The sequence below is a fragment of the Sphingopyxis terrae subsp. terrae NBRC 15098 genome, assembly GCF_001598815.1.
GTDB classification, from domain to species: Bacteria; Pseudomonadota; Alphaproteobacteria; order Sphingomonadales; family Sphingomonadaceae; genus Sphingopyxis; species Sphingopyxis terrae.
In genome coordinates this window covers 1-16,987 of the sequence record NZ_BCZQ01000015.1, presented here as the reverse complement: position 1 = coordinate 16,987, position 16,987 = coordinate 1, and the positions used below count along the sequence as shown (strand labels likewise).

Here is a 16,987-nt window from a genome sequence, read left to right as displayed (position 1 = left end):
ATCCCGGACCAAGTTGAAGCGAGCATCCGCCGGGGGGACGGCGGCGCCTTGCGCTACGGCTCCCTATGCGCCCGCGCCGCGAAAGGCTCAAGACCCCCCGCGCATGCCGCGCAAAATTATTTCAACTTTTGGATTGTCTGTTACGCTATGCGTGTCAATCGGCCGGGGTGATCGCGATTGCCTTCTTCGCCAGCTTCGCAATGAGCGCCGGATCGTCGGCCGCCTTGGCGACGATGCCGATATGTCCGCCGGGCATCGCGCGCGCAATCAGCACCACGAATTCGGCATCGCCCGCATCATGTTCCAGGATCAGCGCCGGGTGCGCGGTGCGCAGCGCCGCCAGTTGCTCGTCGACCTTCGCCGCTGCATCGCCCGCGGGCTTGCGGCGCGCGCGCGCATCCTTGACCAGACCCTTAAGCCCGCCCGGATAGCGATCGAGATAGGCGGGAAGCGCCCCGCGCTCCAGCCCCGCGTCCTTCGCATGGCCGAGCACACAGGCATATTCGGCGAGGCGCGTCTTGTCATAGGAGGCGCCGAAGACCAGTTTGACGACCGGCGTCATCGGCGCGCGTTCCTGCGCCTGCAGCCCTGCATCCTCGAGCAATTCGGCAAAGGCGTCGGGCTGCGCTTCGGCGGCGAGGGCGAAATCCCATGCCTTGCCGACCGCCTGATAGAGCGCGCTGCGGCTGCGGCTGTCGGCCGCCATCGCGCGTTCGGCGGTTTCGCGCGCCAGCGCCAGCCAGTCGGCCAGCTCGGCATCGTCGCCCGGTCCGGCCGCGCCGTCGTCGACAGTCTCGTCGGCGGCCTCGTCGCCCTCGGCAACCGGCGCCGCAGTATCGTCGAAGCGTTCGGTCAGCAGCATGGCATCGCCAAAGGCAACCGCTTCGGGCTCGGCGTCGCCGAGCGCGGCGAAACCCGGCGCCGCTTCATCGTCGATATGCTCCGAATCGGGGCCGTCGGCCCACACCGGCACGGGTGCGGTCAGCGGCGCCGCGCTGCGCAGCGCCTGCTCGACCGACAGTTGCAGCTCTTCGGCCTGCTCTGCGGCAACCGCTTCCTTCCAGTTGATGACGCCCATGATGAAATCGATGGTGTCGTCGTCGGACGAGAAGGGCAGCAGGATGCCGCGGTACATGATCGTGGCGCCGCGATCGTTGACGAACTCGGCCTCGAAGCCGATCGGCGCGCGATTGGCGATGATCTGGAGATAATGGTCGGTCAGCCGCGACAGCAGCGACCGCCCCGGAATCTGGCTGATATAATGGACATCCTCGTCGATCTGCGATTCTTCGCGCAACCGTTCGCCGAGATAGGAGATGCCAGGATTTTCGATACCCGCGGTAAAGTCGAGCAGCACCGCATTGGGGCCGAAGTCGGCGCCGTCGAGGTCGAGATCCTCGACCGACGGATAGGCGCGGTCGGCAAGCAGCGACGCCCAATGATTATAGGCGCGCACCTGCATCCGCCGTTCGTCGACACCGACAGCCGGCGGCGCATCGATCGCGCCATCGTCCTGATCGTGGCTGCCCGAAAGCAGTCCGCGCATGCTGTCCATCATTCGTCCCCAGTCGCAAACATCGGGGATGTCATGCACCGACAGTGGTAAAAGCGGCGTAAACGATGCGCTCCGCAGCCGCCGCGCGCCGCGCCGTCAGGCGAGCGTGGTGGTGATCGGCAAACCGGCCTTCAGCGTCAGCGTGACCGGCGTACGCTCGGCGATGTCGGCCATGCGCGCGCGCTGTTCGTCGTCGAGCCCGACGATCGCCAGCGAGCGGTCGATCCGCTTCTCCTCGCGCCCCGACAGACGCAAACCGACCTCGACCGATTCGAGCGGCCAGCCCTTGCGATCGGCGTACATGCGCAGCGTGATCGCGGTGCACGCGCCCAGGCTCGCGAGCAGCAGATCGTAGGGCGCCGGGCCAACCCCGCCGCCGCCGAGCGCGGGCGGCTCGTCGGCGATCAGCGCATGGCCGCCGACATCGATCTCGGTGCGATAGCGGTCCTTGCCGATTCGCGCGCTGCCCTGCGCCATGCCATCCTCCTGCATCCTGCGTCGTGCGCAGCCTATCAGATGCACCGCCCGTTGCCAGCCACCGTGCGCGGCTGGCATAGACGGCCCCGCAGGGAGGCGAGGATGCAGACAAAAATGGGGGCGGGACTGCTGCTCGACGCGCGCGGGCGGCTCGCCGAAACGGGCTGGGCGACCGCCGAGGTGCGCCGCTACGACCGCGCGCGGATCGCGGCGGGCAAGCTGCGGATCAAGGAATGGGACTATTATTGCATCCTGACCGACGCCTTCGGCATCGCGCTGACCGTCGCGGACAATGGCTATCTGGGCTTCCTCGGCGTGTCGTGGATGGATCTGGCGGCTGGAACCGCGATCAACGATGGCGCGGTGATCCCTTGGCCGATGGGCCGCATGCGGTTGCCCGAAAGCGCCGATGCGGGCGATATCGAACAGCGCCGCGGCGGCATGCTGCTGCGCTTCCTGCACGAACCGGGCGGCCGGCGCCTGACGGTCGAGGCCCCGAAATTCGGCGGCGGACAGGGGCTCGCAGGTGAATTATGGCTCGCGCAGCCGCCGATGCACCGCATGGTGATCGCCACACCTTTCTCGGGAGCGCCAAGGGCCTTCTATTATAATCAGAAGATCAATTGCCTCGCCGCCGAGGGCGAGATTCGGGTGGGGAACACCCTCCATCGCTTCAGCCCCGACCGCGCCTTTGGCGTGCTAGACTGGGGGCGCGGCGTCTGGACCTACGACAATGTCTGGTATTGGGGGTCGGCCTCGGGAATGGCGGACGGACGCCGCATCGGGTTCAACATCGGTTACGGCTTTGGCGACACGGCGGCAGCATCCGAGAATATGGTGTTCGTCGACGGCACCGCGCACAAGCTCGACCGCATCGCCTTTCACATGCCGGCGGGCGGCCCCGACGCGGGACCGTGGCGCTTCACAAGCAACGATGGACGCTTCGAAATGACGATGGACCCGATCGTCAATCGCCACCACAGCACCAACCTGGGGCTGTTCAGGACGGTGCAGGATCAGGTCTTCGGCCGCTTTTCGGGGCGCATCATCCTCGACGACGGCAGCGCGCTCGACATTGCCGGGCTCACGGGCTTTGCCGAAGAGGTGCGCAACCGCTGGTAGCCGGCCCTGTGCGCCCGCGCACAGCAATGCACACCCTTGCACCCTATCCCAGAATGCGAGAGTATCGCGGTCTATCGGGGTAGACATCCGGGGTCGCGGTTCAGCCATTGGGTGGAGACCGACTATGACAGGGAATGACCAGCAGCCGCGCTTGATCGTCGATCGCGTCAAGAATATCTTGCTCCAGCCCGCGCGCGAGTGGGAGGTGATCGACGGCGAAGCCGAAACGATCGGCGGCCTCTATCGCCGCTATATCATCCCGCTGGCGGCGATTCCCGCGGTGGCGGGGCTGATCGGCATGCTCGCCTTCGGCTTTTCGGTGATGGGCTTCACCTATCGCCCCTCGGTGAGTTCGGCGGTCGCCTCGGCCGTCGTGCAATATGCGACGACCTTGATCGGCGTCTTCATCCTCGCGCTCATCATCGACGCGCTCGCCCCCAGCTTCGGCGCGACGCAGAACCGCGTTCAGGCGTTCAAGGTCGCGGCCTATTCGGGCACCGCGAGCTGGGTCGCGGGCATTTTCGCGATCCTGCCCGCGCTTTCCTGGCTGTCGCTGCTCGGCCTCTACGGCCTCTATCTCCTTTACCTCGGACTGCCCCGCCTGATGCGCGCGCCGCAGGACAAGGCGATGACGTACACGATCCTGATCGTGGTCGCGGCGATCGTCGTCGCACTCGTTATCGGCGCGATTACTGCCCCGATCACCGCGACCTTCATGCGGGGATTCTAGGCAAGAAGGCGGACCGGCGACGGAGGGGGGCGGCACGATCGCCGTCTCCCGCCGTCAGTCCGCCAGTTGATCGAGCGCCCATCGTGCGGCATCGGCGACCATCGGCGATTCGTCGCTCGCCAGCGCCATCAGGCGCGGCCGCAAGCCGCGATCGCCGCTGTTGCCCGCCGCGATCGCGGCGTTGCGCACCATGCGGCCCCGCCCGATCCGCTTGATCGGCGAGCCTGAAAAGACCTGCCGGAACCCCGCATCGTCGAGTGCGAGCAGATCGGCGAGCGCGGGCGCCGCCAGTTCGCCGCGCGGCAGAAACGCCCGGTGCCGCGCCGCGGTGTCGGCGAACTTGTTCCACGGGCACACGGCCAGACAATCGTCGCAGCCATAAACCCGGTTGCCGATCGCGCGCCGGAATTCGGTCGGGATCGGCCCGTCATGCTCGATCGTCAGATAGGAGATGCAGCGGCGGGCATCGACGCGATAGGGCGCCGGAAAGGCCGCGGTCGGGCAGGCCTGCTGGCAGGCCGTGCAACTGCCGCACCGATCGCGCCCCGGAACCGACGGCGCCAGATCGAGCGTCGTGTAGATCGCGCCCAGAAACAGCCAGCTGCCATGCTCGCGGCTGACCATATTGCTGTGCTTGCCCTGCCAGCCGAGCCCGGCAACGGCGGCGAGCGGCTTTTCCATTACCGGCGCGGTGTCGACGAAGACCTTCACTTCCGCCCCCGGCGCCTCCGCGACGAGCCAGCGCGCGACATGCTTCAGCGCCTTTTTGACGATGTCATGATAATCGGCCCCTTGCGCATAGACCGAGATGCGGCCGCGGTCGGGCGCCCCCGCGAGCGCCAGCGGATCGGTGCCGGGGGCGTAGCTCATGCCGAGCGCGATCACCGACCGCACCTCGGGCCACAGCCCTTGCGGCGATCCGCGTTGTTCGGCGCGGCTTTCCATCCAGATCATGTCGCCATGGCATCCCTCGGCGAGCCATTGCCTCAACCGCGCCGCGGTTTGCGGTGCCGCGTCGGCGCGCGCGATGCCGAACGCCGCGAAGCCATGCGCGCGCGCGGTGGCCGCGAGCCGCTCTTCGATCGGGGGCAAGGCATTGGAAAGCATTGCGCCCCTATACGACAGGCGGCGGGCCGTGCCATAGAGCGATGATACAGTGATGATATGCGGGCCGATTCAGCGAGCGGGGACCAGCGTTTGACCGATTATTGCGTGGAGGCGCGCGGCCTCACCAAATATTTCGACGAATTCAAGGCGGTCGATCATGTCGACCTCGAGGTACCGGTCGGGAGCATCTATGGCGTTCTCGGTCCCAATGGCGCGGGCAAGACCACCAGCCTGCGCATGACGCTGGGCATCATCGATCCCGACGAGGGGACGAGCCGCCTGTTCGGCAGCCACAAGCCGCAATCGGTGCGCCACCGCATCGGCTATCTGCCCGAAGAACGCGGCCTCTATCCCGGTATGAAGGCGCGCGAGGCGATCGCTTTCATGGGCGCGCTGCGCGGACTCGACTGGGGCGAAGGCCGCCGCCGCGCCGCGACCTTCATGGCCGAACTCGGGCTCGAACGCGTCATCGACGAAAAGATCCGCAAGATGTCGAAGGGCATGGCCCAGATGGTCCAGCTCATCGGCTCGATCGTCCATGCTCCCGACCTGATCGTGCTCGACGAACCCTTTTCGGGACTCGACCCGGTCAATCAGGAGCGGCTTGAAACGCTCGTGCGGCGCGAACGCGATCGCGGCGCGACGATCCTTTTCTCCACCCATGTCATGGCGCATGCGGAGCGACTGTGCGACCGGCTCGCGATCATCGCGCGGTCGCAGCGCCGCTTCGAGGGCACGGTCGACGAGGCGCGCGCGCTGCTGCCGATGCAGGTGCGCTACGCGCCGCGCACCGGCGCCGACGATGGCGTGATCGCGGCGCTGCTGCCCGCCGATGCGCAGCGGCGCGGCGACGCCTGGCATTTCGCGATCGACGACGCGGGGGTCGAACCGCTGCTCGCGCGGATCACCGCCAGCGGGCACGGCGTCGCCGGCCTGTCGATCGCGCGCCCCGGCTTGCACGATGCCTTCGTCCATATCGTGCGTCAGGTCGACGCGGGCTTCGCCGCCGACGCCGCCGAAGAAGCCGCTGCGGAGGCAAGCGCATGACCCCCTTTCTGAAAAATATGGCGGTCGTCGCGCGCCGCGACTTTCTCGCGATCGTGGCGACGCCGACCTTTCTCCTCTTCCTGCTCGCACCGCTGTTCATGCTCGGCATGAGCCTGGTCGGCGGCCTCGGCGCATCGCAGCTCGCCGACAGCGCGCGCGGCGCAGGGCGCATCGTCGTCGTCGCCGACGCGGGCGATGTCGCGGCGCTGCGCAGCGCCGACACGCGCTTGCGCGACGCGCTGGGCGGCCGCGGTCCCGCGACGCTCGACGTGCGGATTGCCTCGCCGAAGGGCGACGATCCGCTGGTCATCGCGCAGGAAAAGGGCGCCGACACCTATGCGGTGATGGTCGGCCCGCTCGCCGCGCCGCGCATCGTCGAACGCGAGGAGGGCAGCCGCGCGGGTCGCTATCTTGTGCTGCTCGCGGAAGAGGTGCTGCGCGACCGCGCTGCCGGCGCGGTGCCGCCGGTCGCCCCGCATTTCGAATCGATCCGCAGCGGCGGGACGAGCATAGCGGTGCAACAGTCGATGGGCTTCGGCGCGGTCTTTGCGATCTTCCTGATGACGCTGCTGCTCGCGGGGCAGACCGTCAGTTCGCTGGCAGAGGAAAAGGGCAACAAGGTCATCGAAATCCTCGCCGCCGCGGTACCGCTCGAAAGCGTCTTTCTCGGCAAGCTGCTCGGCATGCTCGGCGTCGCGGTGCTGTTTATCGCCTTCTGGCTCGCGATGGCGGCAGGCGGCGGACTGATCGCGGCAACCCAGATCGACCCGGCCACGCTCTCTGCGGCAGGCGCGGGCAAGCCGGTTGCGGCGATGCTCGCGGTGCCCGCTACCGGCTGGGGCTTCTTCGTCGGCATCTGCTTCGTCTATTTCATCATGGCTTTCCTCCTGCTCGGCGCGGTGTTCCTCGGTGTCGGCGCGCAGGCGGGAACGGTGCGCGAAATCCAGATGCTCAGCCTGCCGATCACCATCTTTCAGGTCGGCATGTTCAGCCTCTCTTCGGCCGCCGCGAGCGCGCCGGGCGGCCCGCTCGCGCGCTTCGCCGAGATCTTTCCCTTTTCGTCACCCTTCGCGATGGCGGCGCGCGCCGCGACCGACGATGCGAAGGCCGTCCATCTGCTTGCGCTCGGCTGGCAGCTGCTCTGGGTCGCGCTCGTCATCTTCCTGTCGGTCCGGATGTTCCGCGCCGGGGTGCTGAGCGGCAAGGCGGGCTGGAAATTCTGGAAACGGCGGCAGCGCGCGTGACGCCCCGAGGGTCCCGCTCGTTTCTAGGGTAATCGCCCCAAAGTCTCATTGACAAAACTGTAAATAGTGGCATTCTGCAACCCAATCGGCCGCGCCCGACGGCCTTGAGAGGAGCTGCCCCTAATGGCCACCCAGATTCGCGTCGAACCCGAAACCGTCAATCCGCTCGACGTCAGCCGCGCCGATATGTGGCGCGAGGATCGCTGGCAGCGGCCGATGGCGCAACTGCGCGCCGAATCGCCGATCTATTACTGCGACGATTCGAAATTCGGTCCCTATTGGTCGGTAACGACCTACAAGCCGATCCAGCATATCGAGGCGCTGCCCAAGATCTTCTCCTCCTCGTGGGAATATGGCGGCATCACCGTCGCGGGCGACGGTATCGAGCATCTGCAGGAGGGCGAAATCCCGATGCCGATGTTCATCGCGATGGACCCGCCGCAGCACACCGCGCAGCGCCGCACCGTCGCCCCGGCTTTCGGTCCCTCCGAAATCGAACGGATGCGCGCCGACACGCTGCGCCGGACGAGCGAAGTGCTCGATTCGCTGCCCATCGGCGAAACGTTCGACTGGGTCGAAAAATTGTCGATCGAACTGACGACGCAGATGCTCGCCATCCTGTTCGACTTTCCCTTTGAAGAACGCCACAAACTGACCGCCTGGTCCGACGCGCTCGGCGACATCGAAAGTTTCAATACCCTCGAAGAACGCCAGGCCCGCCTCGCGATCGCGTTCGAAATGGGCGCCGCGTTCAAGGAATTGTGGGACCGCAAGGCGCAGAATCCCGGCACGCACGACCTGATTTCGATCATGCTCCAGTCGGATGCGATGAGCCACATGAGCCATGAGGAATTCATGGGCAACCTCATCCTCCTGATCGTCGGCGGCAATGACACGACGCGCAATTCGATGTCGGCCTATGCCTATGGCCTCCATCTTTTCCCCGAGGAGCGCGCCAAGCTGGAGGCGAATCACGATCCCGAACTCGCGGTCAACGCGATGCACGAGATCATCCGCTGGCAGACCCCGCTGGCGCACATGCGCCGCACCGCGACCGAAGACACCGAATTGTTCGGGCACCAGATCAAGAAGCGCGACAAGATCGCGCTGTGGTACGCGTCGGCGAACCGTGACGAGAGCATCTTCCCCGACGGCGACCGGATCATCGTCGACCGCGAAAATGCGCGGCGCCACCTCGCCTTCGGTTACGGCATCCACCGCTGCGTCGGCGCGCGCGTCGCCGAGCTTCAGCTTACCGCGCTGATCTCCGAAATGCAGCGGCGGCGGCTGCGCGTGAATGTGGTCGGCGAACCCGACCGGGTGAACGCCTGCTTCGTCCACGGCTATCGCCACCTGCCCGTGGTGCTCGAGAAATATTGACGCGGCACTGAAACCGGGAGCAGGCCGGGATCGTATCTAGAAGGCAGAGGAGCCTGCCCCATGATCGAACGCCGTTATCTGCTTTCCGGTCTCGCCTTGGGCGGGGCGATGATCGCCGCGCCGATGCTGTTCGCCAAGCCCGGCAAGCGCCCGTTGGCGCAGCCGGGCTGGCGCCTGACCGATGCCGAATGGAAAAAGCGCCTCACCGCGACGCAATATGCGGTGCTGCGGGAGGCCGCGACCGAGCGCCCCTACACCAGCCCGCTCAACGAGGAGCATCGCGCCGGCACCTTTGCCTGCGCGGGCTGCGCGCTGCCGCTGTATTCGAGCAAGACCAAATATGACAGCGGCACCGGCTGGCCGAGCTTCTGGGCGCCGCAGCCCGGCGCGATCGCGACGTCGGTCGACCATGAGCTCGGCTATCCGCGGACCGAGGTACATTGCCGGCGCTGCGGCGGCCACCTGGGCCATGTCTTCGACGATGGGCCAAAGCCGACCGGCAAGCGCTATTGCATGAACGGCGCCGCGCTCCGCTTCGTCCCCGCCTGACTCCGCGCCGATTGGCGCACGCTCCAAACGAAAAGGCCCGGCGGATCGCTCCGCCGGGCCTTTGCCGTTCCGGTGCGCCGCCGCTTAGTCGCGGCTGCCCATCAGGTTGAGCAGGAAGGTGAACATGTTCACGAAGTCGAGGTAGAGCGTCAGCGCGCCCATCACCACCGACTTGCCGACGAAGTCGGTACCGCGGACATAGAAGTACATGCTCTTGATCTTCTGCGTGTCGTAGGCGGTGAGGCCGGCGAACAGCAGCACACCGATTACGCTGATCGCGAGGTTGAGCGCGGTCGACTGCACGAAGAGGTTGATCAGCATCGCGACGAGGATGCCGACGACGCCCATGATCAGGAAGGTGCCGAAACCCGACAAATCCTTCTTGGTCGTATAGCCATAGAGGCTGAGACCGAGGAAGGCCGCTGCGGTCGCGAAGAAGGTCGTCGCGATCGAGGTCTGGGTGAAGGCGAGGAAGATCGTCGACATCGACAGACCCATGATCGCCGCATAGCCCCAGAACAGCGCCTGCGCCGCGCCGGTCGACAGCTTGTTGATCCCGAAGCTGAGCACCATCACGAAGGCAAGCGGCGCGAGCATGACAACCCACATCAGCGGGCTGCCGATCAGCGACAGGGTGAAACCCGTCGAATAGGCGAGCATCGCGACGATGCCGGTAAGCAGCACGCCCGAGCCCATATAGTTATAGACCGACAGCATGTACGACCGCAGGCCGGCATCGACGGCCTGATCCATCGCGCTCGCGCTGCCAGGAAAGCCGGACGCCGCCATATTGGGGTCGTTCCAATTAGCCATTTTCAAATCTCCATCACCGGCCAGCCCATACCGGCCGTACTGCCAATATCAGTATTTTCGCCCTCCGTTTCAAGCGAAACCGGTCCGGGCGCCTTCGGCGCTGTCGCGCGCGGTGCAAAAGCCGTATGACGGGCGCACCATGTCCACGCACCGCCTGTTCGTCGCCCTGCGCCCGCCGCAGCCGATTCGCGCCCGGCTGATCGCGGCGATGCATGGCATTTCTGGCGCACGCTGGCAGGATGACGACCAGCTTCACCTGACCCTGCGCTTCATCGGTGAAGTCGACCGCCATCGCGCAGAGGACATCGCCGCGGCGCTCGGCGCCCTGCACGCCCCCACCATTGCCGCGCGCATCGCGGGGGTCAGCCTGTTCGAGCGGCACGGGCGGCCGCACATGGTGTGGGCAGGGGTCGAGCCCGCCGAACCGGTTGCGGCGCTGCACCGCAAGGTCGACCAATTGCTGATGCGCGTCGGGATCGACACGGAGACGCGCGCCTTTCTGCCGCATGTCACGCTGGCGCGGCTCAATCGCGGATCGGGGCCCGTCGCGCCCTTTCTGGCCCTGAACGGCGATCTGGCGACGCCCGATTTCCTCTTCGCCCACGCCACCCTCTATGAAAGCGAGCTTGGCCATGGCGGATCGCGCTATCACCCGATCGCGCGCTATCCGCTCGACGCCCCGGTCGCGGCAACCAGCGCGGCGGCGACCGCGCTGACATCGGCCCAGGTTTCGGCAAAGCCGTCGTCGGCGCCATAATAGGGATCGGTCACGCTCTCGCCCGCCCGTCCGGGTACGAGATCGAGCATCAGCATCAGCCGCGCCGTCGCGTCCGCCGGGGCGAGCGCACGCGCGGTCCGCAGATTGTCGGCGTCGGCGGCCAGGATCAGATCGAAGCGGTGAAAGTCGCCGCGCACGAGTTGGCGCGCGCGCAGATCGTCGATATCGACGTCATGCCGCCGCGCCTCCGCCTGCGCGCGGGCGTCGGGCGGGTGGCCGACATGCCAGTCGCCAGTCCCCGCAGAATCGAGCCGCACCGCGATTCCGGCGTCGGCAAAGGCGGCGCGCGCCGCGCCCTCCGCCAGCGGCGAGCGGCAGATATTGCCGAGGCAGAGAAAAAGGATGGCGGGCGCATCGCCCCGGTCGTCGGTCATGTCATGTCCTTCTTCACAAAGTTGAACGGGTTTTCAACTTGCGCTGCCCGGCGGCTCTGCTAGCCATGGCGGCCAACGATAATGACTGAGGGAGCGCGGTGCCAGATGGCTGAGACGAGCAACGATCCGGGGACAGGCGTCGAAAGTGCGGAGACCGAACCGCGCGCGACGGGATACAGCTGGTATGTCCTCGGCGTCCTCGTCGTCGTTTATATCCTCAACTTCATCGACCGCCAGATCGTCAGCATCCTCGCGGTCGACATCAAGGCCGACCTCGGCCTGACCGACGCCGACATGGGCTTCCTTGGCGGTGCCGCCTTCGCGGTCTTCTATGCGCTGTTCGGCATCCCACTCGGACGCCTCGCCGACAATTGGAACCGCGTGAAGCTGCTGTCGATCGGCCTCGCACTCTGGTCGACGATGACCGCCCTGTCGGGGTTCGCACGCAATCAGGTAACGCTGACCTTTGCCCGCATGGGCGTCGGCGTCGGCGAAGCGACCGCCAGCCCGACCGCCTATTCGCTGATCTCCGACTATTTCCCCAAGCGGCAGAAGGCGACCGCGCTCGCCATCTATTCGTCGGGGCTCTACCTTGGCGGCGGCGTGTCGCTGTTCATCGGCGCCTCGATCGTCGAGGCGTGGAACCGCACCTGGCCGAACGGAGGGCCGATGGGGCTGGTCGGCTGGCACGGCGCCTTTCTGGCCGTCGGCATTCCCGGCCTGCTCGTCGCGCTGTGGGTCGCAACGCTGCGCGAACCCGCGCGCGGCGCGATGGACGGAGTCGCGAGCCACAGTTTGCCCCATCCCTTCCGCGAATTCTTTCGCGACCTGTCGACGATCGTCCCGCCCTTCACCCTTTTCGGCGCTGCACAGCGCGGCACGACCGCGCTGGCGGTAAACATCGGCTTCGCCGCCGCGATCGCCGCCTTTGCGTGGTGGATGATTCGCCTGACGGGCAATTTCCCGCAATGGTCGGCGGTCGGGCTTGGCTATTACGCCGTCTTTTCATGGGCCTCGACGCTGCGCGCGCGCGATCCGGCGACCTTCCGTCTGATCTGGGGCACGCCTGCCTTCATCTGCACGACGTTGGGTTACGGGCTGGTGAGCCTTGCCGCCTACGCCCTCGCTTTCTGGTCGCCGCCCTATGCCGAGCTTGTGCTGAAGCTGCCCAAGCAGGAACTGGCATTCATCCTCGGCGCCAATGGTGCGCTTGCAGGGTTCGTCGGGGTCATTCTGGGCGGCCGCATCGCCGACGCGCTGCGCGCGCGCAATCCGGCGGGCCGCATCCTGACGATCATCTTCGGCGTCGTCGCGCCGATCATCCCGATCTGGATCGGCTACACGACCGAAAGCAGCTTCATTTTCTATGCGATGAACTTCCTTGCCGGCATGTTCGGTGCTGCAGCGCTTGGCGCCGCCGCCGCAACGACGCAGGATCTGGTGTTGCCGCGCATGCGCGGGACGGCGACCGCCGCCTTCTTCCTTGGCACGACGCTCGTCGGCCTGTCGTTCGGTCCCTATATGGTCGGGCAGATTTCGGACCTCGCCGGTACGATGGTCGACGGCAAGCCGGTGGGTGACCTGCGGACCGGCATATTGTCGCTGATCGGCGTCGCGCCGATCGCGCTGGCCCTGCTGATCTATGCCTATCGCACGGTGCCGCAGGCCGAAGCGACGATTGGCGAGCGCGCGGCGAGCGCGGCGGCCTGACCGCGCCCGCGCGCGATCAGTTCGCGGCGCCGAGCTGGATCACGCCGCAGGCAACGCGGCCGCCGCTGTTGCCGCTCGGATCGGTCTTGTAATCGTCGGGACCGGCGTGGATCACGAACGCCGCGCCATCGGCGTCGAGCAGTCCGCCCTCACCCGTCAGCCGCGAACCGACGACCTGCAGCGTCGCGCGGCCGATCGTTCCCGATTCGACGACGAGGTTGGGCAGGTCGCCATGGTGCGCCCCCATCGGATTGTCACGCCCGTGCTGGGCATGGGTCGGGTTCCAGTGCGGGCCGGCGCTGCTGAAATCGGGCGGGGTGCATTGGCCGACGGCGTGCAGATGCATGCCATAGGTGCCGGGGGCAAAGCCGCGCGCGACCAGTTCGATGCGCAGGCCCGTTCCGTCCTTGTAGATATCGACGCGCCCACGGTCGGCGCCCGACGCGTCGTAAAGCTGGGCATGGGCATCGGACGGCGGCATCGTCGTCGTCGGCCCCTTCGATCCGCTGGCGCAGCCGCCAAGGGCGAGCAGCGAGGCGGCGCACAGCGCGGCGGTCATCGTCGGGCGAAAAGTGGCGGCAGGCTTCATCGATCGGCTCCCCATCATCTGGCGCGCGGTACGGCGCTTGCGGGAATCCTACGCCGCGGCGCGGCGTTCGTTCCCAGGCCGGCAGGATGCCCCGCCAAAGCCGCCGCGCCAAGCGCTTTCACGCCCGGCAAAGCAAAAGGGCCGCGGATCGCTCCGCGGCCCTTCGCTGGCGCATCGCTGATCTAGCGATCAGAAAACGCGCGCATATTGTTCGTTGCCGACGAAGCCGAGCTTGCCGACGCCGCTACGCTTCACGACCGCCATGACGCGATCGACCACGATATAGCGGGCGTAGGGGTCCGGCTGAATCTGCAGTTCGGGTTCGACCGGCAGCGCCTTCGTCTGCTCGAGATAATCCGAAAGCTGCGCCAGATCGACCGGAACGCCGTTCCACGTGACCGTCCCCGCAGGGTCGATCATGATCTTGTTCTTTTCCGGGTCGACATTGTTTTTCGAATCGGTCGGAACCGGCAGGTCGATCTTCACCGCGTGGGTCTGGACCGGAATGGTGATGATGAACATGATGAGGAGAACGAGCATGACGTCGATCAGCGGCGTCGTGTTCATTTCCATCATCGGTTCATTATCGTCCCGATCCCCAACAGCCATAGCCATGAGACTATTCCTTCATTCCTTGGCGGACCGCCTTAGAGGCGGCCCAGCGTGGCCGAACCAGGGGCAGGTTCCGAAATGAACCCGATCTTCTGGAAACCGGCATATTGCATCGTGTAGATCACACCGCCGATGCACTGGTACGGCGTGTTGATGTCGCCGCGGATATGCACTTCGGGGAAGTTCTCTTCGGTGATATTCTGGGGCCCGCCGATATCCTTGAGAAGCTTTTCAAGCTTGTCTTGGCCGCGCTTGAGCAATTCGCGCGAATCGACCGGAGCCTGGCCCCAATATACTTCGCAGCTACCGGGGGTTGCGCCCGCTCGAACCGAGATGTTCACATTCTCGGGCTTCGTCGTCGTCGGCTCAAAAGCGACGTCGGGCAGCTTGAGCTCCACCGTCTCCAACACCACGGGAACCGTGATGAGGAAGATGATGAGAAGCACAAGCATGATATCCACGAGCGGCGTCGTGTTGATGTCGGACATCGGGGCATCTTCGCCCTTTGCGCCTGCACTCATCGCCATAGGATTAGCATCCTGTCACAAAATTACTGTCATGGACCTGCGAAAAGCCTGCCGAAGCGCGCCTTTTCGCTGTCCAGCGGCCCCGCCGATCGCCTGAGCGGCCGACGGGGCGCGAGAGTCTTAGGCCTTCTTCGGCGCGGCGGCGGGAGCAGCCTTGGCGGGCGCAGCGGCAACCGCCGGCTTCACCTGGCCGCCCGACATGATCGAGCCGAGGACGTCGTTCGAGAAGGTCGACAGACGGCGGGCAATCGCCTTGTTGCGGCTCTGGAGCCAGTTGAAGGCGAGAACCGCGGGAACCGCGACGATCAGACCGATGGCGGTCATGATGAGTGCTTCGCCAACCGGGCCGGCGACGGTGTCGATCGAGGCCTGGCCCGATGCACCGATCTTCACGAGGGCGCGAAGAATACCGATAACCGTACCGAACAGGCCGACGAACGGCGCGGTCGAACCGACGGTCGCGAGGAAGGCGAGGCCGCCGTTGAGCTTCGAGTTGATGTGGTTCTGCGAACGCTCGAGCGTGCCGTGCATCCAGTCATGCGCTTCGACCGGGTCGGTCAGCTTGTTATGCTCTTCGTTGGCGCGCAGACCGTCTTCGACGACCTGACGATAGGCGCTGTTCTTTTCGAGCTTGTTCATGCCTTCGGCGAGGGTCGGCGCACGCCAGAAGTTCGCGTCGACCGCCTTGCCCTGGTTGATCACCTTATTCTGTTCGAACAGCTTGGTGAACAGGATGTACAGCGTGCCGATGAACATGATCAGCAGGACGAGGAAGGTGATCTGCGACACGATACCGCCTTCGCACAGCGCCGGGACGAGACCATAGGGGTTCTCGCCCTCTTTCTTGACGCACATCGACGCGGGCATGAGGCTCATCCCGACATCGTGGGCACCAGCCGCAGCAGCGGCGTTCGCAATCAGATTGAACATTTCGATATTCCCTCTCAAAAAATCTAAACCGGGGGTCGGCATTGCTGCCGGAAAATTCAGGAAAAGCGACGCTTAGCGATCGATCTTCCAGGTAAAGCGGCTCGACCAGCTACCCGTCGTGGGGTTGCCGTTCCGATCGACGGCCGGTGCGAATTTCGCACGGCGCATCAGCAGCTTGCACGCTGCATCGTCGAGGTCGGAATGCCCGCTGGACGATGTGACCGAACAGCCGGTGGGCCTGCCGTCGGTGCCGATGGTCAGACGGAAACCCGTCGTCCCTTCGCGTTCCTGACGCTGCGCGCTCGGCGGATAGTCGTCGTTCGTCACCCAGCGGCCCGGAGACCCCTTCGGCGACGCGCCCTTCGACATGTCGGGGGTCGGCGGCGGAGCCGGCGGCGCGGGCGGCGTATAGACCTGCGGCGGCGGCGCCGGCGGCGGCGTCGGAACCGACTGAATCTGGTTCGCGGTGCTCGGCGGCGGGATCGGCGACGGAGGCGTCACGACCGGCGGCGGCGGCGGCAGCTTGTTATCCGGCGGCGGCGGCGGCGGCGGCTCCTCCGGCGGCGGCGGCTCTTCGACGTCCACCACGTCCAATTTTTCGGCAATTTTCTTGACGATGCTGATATTCAGGCCGTTCACCAGGCCGTAGCCCAGCACTGCCGTCAGCAAGCCCACCAAGACAATTGCCACTACCCTGTTTTTAGGGTCGACATTATCACCATAAGCCATTCAGGGACGACGCTCCTTGCTAGATCATCCTGACACCAAATCCGCACCATCGGGTTCGGTTGCCAATTGCCCGGATATTTTCCGATGCGCTCCGCAGACCCGATGGCTTAGCAGCCGGCTTGTTCTGTTTATGCCGGACGCTTCACCGCTCGTCCTATCGCGGTGGCGAGAAGTTCGCAAACCCTTTATCAGCGGTTAATGTGCACTTGTCCATGATGGGCAATTGGCCGCCTTTCGAGGCAGGATAGAACAGAAGGTGGATCGAATATGCGCGCCCTCGCCCTGGCTACCGTGGCCGGCATTGCTTTGTTTACTAATTGTTTTTCAGATGCTTACGCCGAGTCTCCGACCCCCGCCGCGGTCGCCGAAAGCCCCTGGAGCTATGCCGATCTCGCCGATCTGGCGACAGTTGCCCCGATGGTGATCGAGGCGCGCGTTTACAGCACGGCGCTGCTGAAACCCGAACGCGCACCGGGGCTCGCGGCGGGCTTCGCGCGATTCTATGTCGAGGCCGATGTGGTCAGCCTGATTCGCGGATCGGGCCCGCTGGCGGCGCGGATCAGCTATCTCGTCGACCTTCCGCTCGACGCAAAGGGCAAGCCGCCGAAGCTCAAAAAGAAGCAGCCCGTGCTGCTTTTCGCCCGCCCGGTCGCGGGCGCGGCGGCGGGGAGCAGCAGCACCGGCAGCGTCCAGCTGATCGCGCCCGACGCCCAA

At 65.8% G+C, this 16,987-nt stretch carries 18 protein-coding genes and 1 pseudogene; 9 read left to right on the top strand and 10 right to left on the bottom strand.

What is annotated here, in order from left to right; all coding sequences use genetic code 11:
* Positions 1 to 154: 154 nt before the first annotated feature.
* Entirely contained in the window at positions 155 to 1,555 is a 1,401-nt protein-coding gene (locus STE01S_RS09655) for a PAS domain-containing protein (RefSeq protein ID WP_062767422.1), read from the bottom strand.
* Between the two features lie 96 nt (positions 1,556 to 1,651).
* A complete protein-coding gene (locus STE01S_RS09650; protein ID WP_003042032.1) occupies positions 1,652 to 2,032 on the bottom strand; it encodes an OsmC family protein in 381 nt (126 codons plus the stop codon).
* Between the two features lie 102 nt (positions 2,033 to 2,134).
* Here STE01S_RS09650 and STE01S_RS09645 point away from each other — a divergent pair, with 102 nt between their 5' ends.
* Both STE01S_RS09645 and STE01S_RS09640 read left to right on the top strand, forming a co-directional pair.
* The gene (locus STE01S_RS09645; RefSeq protein ID WP_062767351.1) at positions 2,135 to 3,154 is read left to right on the top strand and encodes a DUF2804 domain-containing protein; all 1,020 of its coding nucleotides are present in this window, start codon (positions 2,135 to 2,137) and stop codon (positions 3,152 to 3,154) included.
* 124 nt (positions 3,155 to 3,278) lie between these two features.
* Positions 3,279 to 3,884 carry a Yip1 family protein gene (locus tag STE01S_RS09640; RefSeq protein WP_062767350.1) on the top strand — a complete coding sequence of 202 codons (606 nt, stop codon included), beginning with the start codon at positions 3,279 to 3,281 and terminating at the stop codon, positions 3,882 to 3,884.
* 54 nt (positions 3,885 to 3,938) lie between these two features.
* On the opposite strand, the gene queG is transcribed toward STE01S_RS09640, so the two are convergent.
* Positions 3,939 to 4,991, bottom strand: a complete 1,053-nt coding sequence (gene queG / locus STE01S_RS09635) for a tRNA epoxyqueuosine(34) reductase QueG (protein ID WP_062767348.1) — start codon at positions 4,989 to 4,991, stop codon at positions 3,939 to 3,941.
* 57 nt (positions 4,992 to 5,048) lie between these two features.
* Here queG and STE01S_RS09630 point away from each other — a divergent pair, with 57 nt between their 5' ends.
* The 4 genes from STE01S_RS09630 to msrB all read left to right on the top strand — a co-directional run bounded on the left by STE01S_RS09630 (position 5,049) and on the right by msrB (position 9,211).
* Positions 5,049 to 6,038, top strand: coding sequence for an ABC transporter ATP-binding protein (locus STE01S_RS09630; protein WP_058810805.1), 990 nt, complete (start codon positions 5,049 to 5,051; stop codon positions 6,036 to 6,038).
* Complete coding sequence (locus STE01S_RS09625) at positions 6,035 to 7,282, top strand: ABC transporter permease (RefSeq protein WP_062767346.1); 1,248 nt, start codon at positions 6,035 to 6,037, stop codon at positions 7,280 to 7,282. The genes STE01S_RS09630 and STE01S_RS09625 overlap by 4 nt, the downstream gene beginning before the upstream one ends.
* 123 nt (positions 7,283 to 7,405) lie before the next feature.
* Positions 7,406 to 8,662 (top strand): cytochrome P450, encoded by a 1,257-nt coding sequence (locus STE01S_RS09620; RefSeq protein ID WP_062767344.1) that lies wholly within the window; start codon positions 7,406 to 7,408, stop codon positions 8,660 to 8,662.
* Positions 8,663 to 8,722: 60 nt separating this feature from the next.
* Positions 8,723 to 9,211, top strand: a complete 489-nt coding sequence (gene msrB / locus STE01S_RS09615) for a peptide-methionine (R)-S-oxide reductase MsrB (RefSeq protein WP_062767342.1) — start codon at positions 8,723 to 8,725, stop codon at positions 9,209 to 9,211.
* 84 nt (positions 9,212 to 9,295) lie between these two features.
* Here msrB and STE01S_RS09610 read toward each other — a convergent pair whose 3' ends face one another.
* On the bottom strand, positions 9,296 to 10,024 hold the full coding sequence (locus STE01S_RS09610) for a Bax inhibitor-1/YccA family protein (RefSeq protein WP_003042056.1): 729 nt from the start codon (positions 10,022 to 10,024) through the stop codon (positions 9,296 to 9,298).
* A 139-nt stretch (positions 10,025 to 10,163) separates the two neighbouring features.
* Here STE01S_RS09610 and thpR point away from each other — a divergent pair, with 139 nt between their 5' ends.
* Positions 10,164 to 10,781: an RNA 2',3'-cyclic phosphodiesterase gene (gene thpR, locus STE01S_RS09605; RefSeq protein WP_062767340.1), complete on the top strand. Its 618-nt coding sequence runs from the start codon at positions 10,164 to 10,166 to the stop codon at positions 10,779 to 10,781.
* Here the strand turns inward: thpR and STE01S_RS09600 are convergent.
* Positions 10,688 to 11,176: a low molecular weight protein-tyrosine-phosphatase gene (locus tag STE01S_RS09600; protein WP_003042063.1), complete on the bottom strand. Its 489-nt coding sequence runs from the start codon at positions 11,174 to 11,176 to the stop codon at positions 10,688 to 10,690. The two genes, thpR and STE01S_RS09600, sit on opposite strands and share 94 nt — an antisense overlap.
* Positions 11,177 to 11,281: 105 nt before the next feature.
* Here STE01S_RS09600 and STE01S_RS09595 point away from each other — a divergent pair, with 105 nt between their 5' ends.
* A complete protein-coding gene (locus tag STE01S_RS09595) occupies positions 11,282 to 12,886 on the top strand; it encodes a spinster family MFS transporter (RefSeq protein ID WP_062767338.1) in 1,605 nt (534 codons plus the stop codon).
* Between the two features lie 16 nt (positions 12,887 to 12,902).
* Here the strand turns inward: STE01S_RS09595 and STE01S_RS09590 are convergent, their stop codons facing one another.
* The 5 genes from STE01S_RS09590 to STE01S_RS09570 form a co-directional block, all read right to left on the bottom strand.
* The gene (locus STE01S_RS09590; protein ID WP_003042066.1) at positions 12,903 to 13,475 is read right to left on the bottom strand and encodes a superoxide dismutase family protein; all 573 of its coding nucleotides are present in this window, start codon (positions 13,473 to 13,475) and stop codon (positions 12,903 to 12,905) included.
* Positions 13,476 to 13,664: 189 nt separating this feature from the next.
* The gene (locus tag STE01S_RS09585; protein WP_040589500.1) at positions 13,665 to 14,090 is read right to left on the bottom strand and encodes an ExbD/TolR family protein; all 426 of its coding nucleotides are present in this window, start codon (positions 14,088 to 14,090) and stop codon (positions 13,665 to 13,667) included.
* 32 nt (positions 14,091 to 14,122) lie between these two features.
* Positions 14,123 to 14,614 carry an ExbD/TolR family protein gene (locus STE01S_RS09580; protein WP_003042070.1) on the bottom strand — a complete coding sequence of 164 codons (492 nt, stop codon included), beginning with the start codon at positions 14,612 to 14,614 and terminating at the stop codon, positions 14,123 to 14,125.
* A 120-nt stretch (positions 14,615 to 14,734) separates the two neighbouring features.
* A complete protein-coding gene (locus STE01S_RS09575; protein WP_051066368.1) occupies positions 14,735 to 15,490 on the bottom strand; it encodes a MotA/TolQ/ExbB proton channel family protein in 756 nt (251 codons plus the stop codon).
* 126 nt (positions 15,491 to 15,616) lie between these two features.
* Entirely contained in the window at positions 15,617 to 16,273 is a 657-nt protein-coding gene (locus tag STE01S_RS09570; RefSeq protein WP_040589502.1) for an energy transducer TonB, read from the bottom strand.
* Between the two features lie 306 nt (positions 16,274 to 16,579).
* On the opposite strand from STE01S_RS09570, the pseudogene STE01S_RS09565 reads away from it, so the two are divergent.
* Positions 16,580 to 16,987, top strand: a pseudogene (locus tag STE01S_RS09565) (hypothetical protein); the annotation flags it as partial.